The sequence below is a fragment of the Actinomycetota bacterium genome (assembly GCA_036280995.1).
In the GTDB taxonomy this organism is placed as follows: domain Bacteria; phylum Actinomycetota; class CALGFH01; order CALGFH01; family CALGFH01; genus CALGFH01.
Genome location: DASUPQ010000598.1, coordinates 1 through 4,897, shown reverse-complemented (window position 1 = coordinate 4,897; position 4,897 = coordinate 1). Strand labels below are relative to the sequence as shown.

Below are 4,897 nucleotides of genomic sequence, written 5' to 3'. Positions count from 1 at the left end.
TTGGAGGTCATGCAGGAACACCAGGTGACCATCGGCAAGCAATCCTATCAGGTGCCGGCCCCGTTCCTGGTCCTGGCCACCCAGAACCCGATCGAGTCCGACGGCACCTACCCGTTGCCCGAGGCCCAGGTCGACCGGTTCCTGATGAAGGTCGTGGTCGACTATCCCAACTTCTCCGAAGAGATGACGATCGTGGCTCGGAGCCTGACCGAGCCCCCCGAGATCGCCAAGATCTTGACCCTGGAGCAGCTCCAGGCCCTCCAGGCCCACACGGCCACGGTGTATGTGGATCGGCTGGTGGCCGAGTACGCGGTGGCGTTGTGTGACGCGACCCGCCAGCCAGCGACCTACAACCTGGCTGATCTTGGCGGCTATATCGCCTATGGGGCGAGCCCGCGGGGCTCGATCAACCTGGTCGCGGCCGCCCGGGCCTTGGCCGTGCTCCGGGGCCGCAGCTACTGCCTGCCCCAGGATGTCCAGGAACTGGCCCGCGATGTCCTGCGCCATCGGCTGGTCTTGACCTATCAGGCATTGGCCGAGCAGGTCAGCCCGGACAGCTTGTTGACCGCGGTCCTGGCCGCCATCCCCCCACCCCGCATCGACCTCGCCAGAGAACAACCAGCATGAGCTTCCGCTGGCCCGAGCTGCTCTGGGCGGTGCTGCTGGTACCGCTCGTACTGCTGGTGTGGATGCGGGGCGAACGCCGCCGCACCGCGCGGGCGGGGGCGTTCGGCAACCCGGCGCTGCTGCCCAACATGGTCACGGCCCGGCCCGGGTGGCGGCGGGTGGTCCCGGTCATCCTCTACCTGCTCGCCGCCACCGTGCTCCTGCTCGCCCTGGCCCGGCCCGAGGCGACCGCCCAGGTGCCGCGCGACCAGGCCACCATCATGCTGGTCATGGACGCCTCGCAGTCGATGCTCAACACCGACATCCCGCCGACCCGCATCGACGCGGCCAGGGAGGCGGCCGACGCCTTCCTGGAGGAGATCCCCGAGCGGTTCCAGGTCGGCCTGATCACCTTCGCCGGCGCCCCCAGCGTCGAGGTGCTCCCGACCACCGACAAAGAGGTGGTCCGGAGCGCCCTGCGCAATGCCCCGCTCCGCACGGGCACCGCCGTCGGGGACGCGGTGGTCCGCGCCCTCCAGGCCAGCCGTCCCCGCAACGCGGTCAACCAGGAGCGTCCCCCGACGGCCATCCTCCTGCTCACCGACGGCGACAGCCGCAGCGGCCTCCAGCCCGTGGTCGCCGCCCAGCAGGCCGCGGAGGAGAAGGTCCCCGTGTTCACGGTCGCCCTCGCCGCCCAGCCCCCGCCCGAGCTGGAGCAGGTCGCCGAGATCAGCGGCGGCCAGGCCTTCACCGCCCCGACCAGCGAGCAGCTCACCGCCGTCTACCGCGACCTCGGCTCCCGCCTCACCTACGTCGAGGAGAAGCGCGAGCTCACCTCGTACTTCATGGGCGGCGCGGCCGTCCTCCTCCTCCTCGGCGCCGCCGCCTCCATCACCTGGTTCCTCCGCCTCCCCTGAGCCGCCGGATGTCCGCGCGGCGGGCGACGGCGACGACCAGAGCCCCGGCGAGGAACACGGCCTCGATCACCGGGACGCCCTCGAGCACGGTCGCGTGGGTCAGGAACGCACCGGCCATGAGCACGGCCAGGCCCGCGGCGGCCAGGCCGGCGACCCCCGGGACGAGGAGCCCGACGCCGCCGGCGACCTCCAGCACGCCGACGACGATGCGGAGCCACTGCCCGGCCCCGATGTCGTCGAACAGCGTGACCATCTGGTCGACGCCGGCGAGCTTCATGAGGCCTGAGCCCGCGAACTCGACGGCGAGCAGGACGCGCAGCGCGAGGAGGGCGTAGCGCCCGATGCGACGGCGCCGCGGGACGGCTGCGCCGTCGAGGGAACCGTTGGTCGTGGTGCTGCTCATGGGATGCCCCTTCCAGGACGGCCGGGCAGGGCGCCGGGCCGTCGCGTGCTCGAACCTGCCGCGACCTAACGGAGCGAGATGGCCAGCCGCTCCAGCAGCTCCAGCTGCTCCTGCATCCCGACCTCCATGCCGGAGTCGAGGATCGCGTCGCGGTCCTTCCTGGTCGCCGTCTCCACCAGGAGGTTGAGGGTCGTGCGCCCGGCGACCTCGGTGAAGGTCACGGTGTTGAGCGCCGGCTCCCCTTCGGGCGCGCCGGGCAGCTCGTAGACCTCGGTGTGCACGATCCGCTCGTCGGGGACGATCTCGCGGTACTCGCCGTGGAAGGCGACCTCGAGCCCGCCCTCGGCCACCATCACGTATCGCCACCTCCCGCCGACCCGCAGGTCGATCTCGGCGACGGTCATCGTGCCCTGGTGACCGCTCCACCAGCGCTTGACCAGCTCGGGCGTGGTCCACGCCCGGTACACCAGGTGCCGGGGAGCGTCGAACTCCCGCGTGATCAGGATCTGCCGGTCGGTGGGGAGCGTCACCGTCGCCTTGGCGCTAGCCGTCATGCCCATCGGCTCCTTCCTCCTCCTTGAGATCCTCCAGGACCACGTCCAGCTGCTCGAACCGCCCCGACCAGGAGCGCTCGTAGTTGCGCACCCAGTCGTGGATGGGCTTGAGCGCGCGGCCGTTCAGCCGGTACAGCCGCCGGCGGCCCTCGTCACGCACCTCGACCGCTCCGACCTCTCGCAGCACCCGCAGGTGCTTGGACACCTGTGGCTGGGCCAGCCCGAGCAGGCGCACCAGGTCGTTGACGGGACGTTCGCCGTCCACCAGGACGTCCAGGATCTGCCGCCGCCGCGGCTCGGCCACCGCGTTGAACGCGTCCGCTGTCGTCGCTGCCCGTGCCATGGGACAATCATATACCCATATAGGAATGTGTCAATCGCAGAGGGGTCGAGGAGGCCGTGGAGACGCGAACGCCCGGGTCGGGGCGGTGCCCGACCCGGGCGGGTCCTGCCCCGGGGCTAGGTGGTGAGCACGATCCGACCCTCGATCTGGCTGGTGAAGGGCGTGGGGAGCCCCTCGACGTACTCGACCAGGGCGTCGAGGTCGACCGGGCCGACCACGCGGTTGGTGCCCTCGCGGAGCACCGTGAACCCGTCGCCGCCGCCGGCCAGGAACGAGTTGACCGTGACCGTGTAGGTGACGCTGGCGTCGTTGGGCACCGGGGTGGAGTCGTCACCCGGGGGGCCGACGAAGACGGCGTCGATCACCCCGGTGGTCGGGGAGGTCAGGTGGTAGCGGTAGTGGAGGCCCGAGATCTCCAGGATCCGGTTCGAGGGCGTCTGGAACTGCTGGCCCAGCAGGGTCCAGATCTGGGCCCCGGTCAGGTCCATCTTGACCAGGTCGTTGGCGAACGGCTGGACCGCGAACAGCTCCCCCCAGGTGACCTCGCCGGCCTGGATCCTGGCCCGGATGCCGCCCGGGTTCATGAAGGCGAACTGGGTGCCCATCTCGGCCCGCTGGGCGTCGGCGATCAGGTTGCCGAGCGGCGACTCGCCGGCCGCGTTGGCCCCGCCGTCACGCCCGGCCAGCAGGTCGGTGGCGGCGACGTTGACGACCCGGTTGACCAGCGGCGCGACCTGCTCGACGGCGTCGTCGACGATCGCCTGGACGCCCGGGTCCCCTTCGACCAGGTGGGCCGGGTCGGCGATGTCGGGCGGGTTGTAGGTCCAGACCCCCTGCAGGGTCGCCGAGGCCGCCGCGACGTCCTTGGTCTTGCGGTCGAGGGTGATGCGGACGTCCTCGAACGCGCGCCCGAACGACGACGCCTGCACGACCAGGCGCCCGTCGACCCGCGAGTTCAGGGCGGTGTGGGAGTGCCCGGCCATGACCACGTCGACCTCGGGGTCGAGGGCCCGGGTGACGTCGCTGATCCGGGGCGAGATGGTCCCGAAGGGGAACCGGTCCTGGGTGCCGCCCTCGTGGATCAGCAGCACCATCGCCTCGACGCCCTTGGCCTTGAGCTCGGGCACGTAGCTGTTGACGGCCTCGGCCTCGTCCAGGAACTCGAGGCCGTCGACCGCCCCCTGCTCGACGACGGTCGGGGTGGTGATGGTGGTGGCGCCGATGAAGGCCATCGGGACGCCCTTGATCCGCTTGATCAGGTAGGGGTCGAAGATCGGCTCCTTGGTGTCGGCGTCGACGATGTTGGCCGACACCAGCGGGAAGTCCTGGCCCTCGAACGTGCTGCCCGGCGGGAACTGGGACGGGCCGCCGTTGAGCAGCCGCAGCAGCTCCTCCAGGCCCTCGTCGAACTCGTGGTTGCCGGGGGCGCCGACGTCGAAGCCGATCTCGTTGAGGACGCGGATGGTCGGCTCGTCCTGGAGCAGCCCCGACTCGGGCGGGCTGGCCCCGATCATGTCGCCGGAGTGGACCAGCACGGTGGTGCCGGGGTTGGCCCGCTTGCGCTCCAGCAGGTAGCGGGCGAGCACGGCCGCGCCCCCGGCCGCCCCGCGGAACCCGCTGTAGGGGTCGGTGTAGATCTGCCCGGCCCCGGTGAGGTTGCCGTGGAGGTCGTTGATCCCCAGCAGGTGGGCGTCGAAGTAGCGGCTGCCGCCCTTGAGGATCTCGAACAGGATCCGGCCCTGTGCCGTCTGCGGGCCGGGGATGCCCATGAGGAAGGCGAGCGTCGGCGCGACGTCGATCGCCCGGATGCCGGCCACCGGCCCGCGGTTGCGGACCCCGGGCCCGGCGGCCACGAAGGTGCCGTGCATGTTGAGGTTGCGGGCGATGTTCACCATGTCCGGCCGGTAGCCGTGCTGGCCGAAGAACTCCGAGGGCGCGATGGCCACGCCCGGGGTGGCCGCGTCGAACTGGTAGGGCGGCCGGGCGATCACGACCACGTCGCCCGAGCGGTTCGGGTGCTGGGAGTCGCTGCCGTCGACGTCGGTCAGCTCCTCCTTCTTGAGCACGTCGAGGA

6 protein-coding genes are annotated in these 4,897 nt (G+C 71.1%); 2 read left to right on the top strand and 4 right to left on the bottom strand.

All coding sequences use genetic code 11. From position 1 onward, the window contains the following. The coding region (locus VF468_20210) for a MoxR family ATPase (GenBank protein ID HEX5880614.1) at nucleotides 1–627 on the top strand (627 nt) is incomplete at its 5' end. Beyond that, on the top strand, nucleotides 624–1,523 hold the full coding sequence (locus tag VF468_20205; protein HEX5880613.1) for a VWA domain-containing protein: 900 nt from the start codon (nucleotides 624–626) through the stop codon (nucleotides 1,521–1,523). The genes VF468_20210 and VF468_20205, both read left to right, overlap by 4 nt. Here VF468_20205 and VF468_20200 read toward each other — a convergent pair. The 4 genes from VF468_20200 to VF468_20185 all read right to left on the bottom strand — a co-directional run. Next, nucleotides 1,498–1,926: a DoxX family protein gene (locus VF468_20200; protein ID HEX5880612.1), complete on the bottom strand. Its 429-nt coding sequence runs from the start codon at nucleotides 1,924–1,926 to the stop codon at nucleotides 1,498–1,500. The two genes, VF468_20205 and VF468_20200, sit on opposite strands and share 26 nt — an antisense overlap. A 65-nt stretch (nucleotides 1,927–1,991) precedes the next feature. After that, nucleotides 1,992–2,480, bottom strand: coding sequence for an SRPBCC family protein (locus VF468_20195; GenBank protein ID HEX5880611.1), 489 nt, complete (start codon nucleotides 2,478–2,480; stop codon nucleotides 1,992–1,994). After that, entirely contained in the window at nucleotides 2,470–2,823 is a 354-nt protein-coding gene (locus VF468_20190) for a metalloregulator ArsR/SmtB family transcription factor (protein HEX5880610.1), read from the bottom strand. The genes VF468_20195 and VF468_20190 overlap by 11 nt, the downstream gene beginning before the upstream one ends. 116 nt (nucleotides 2,824–2,939) lie before the next feature. Continuing rightward, the coding region (locus VF468_20185; protein HEX5880609.1) for a 5'-nucleotidase C-terminal domain-containing protein at nucleotides 2,940–4,897 on the bottom strand (1,958 nt) is incomplete at its 5' end.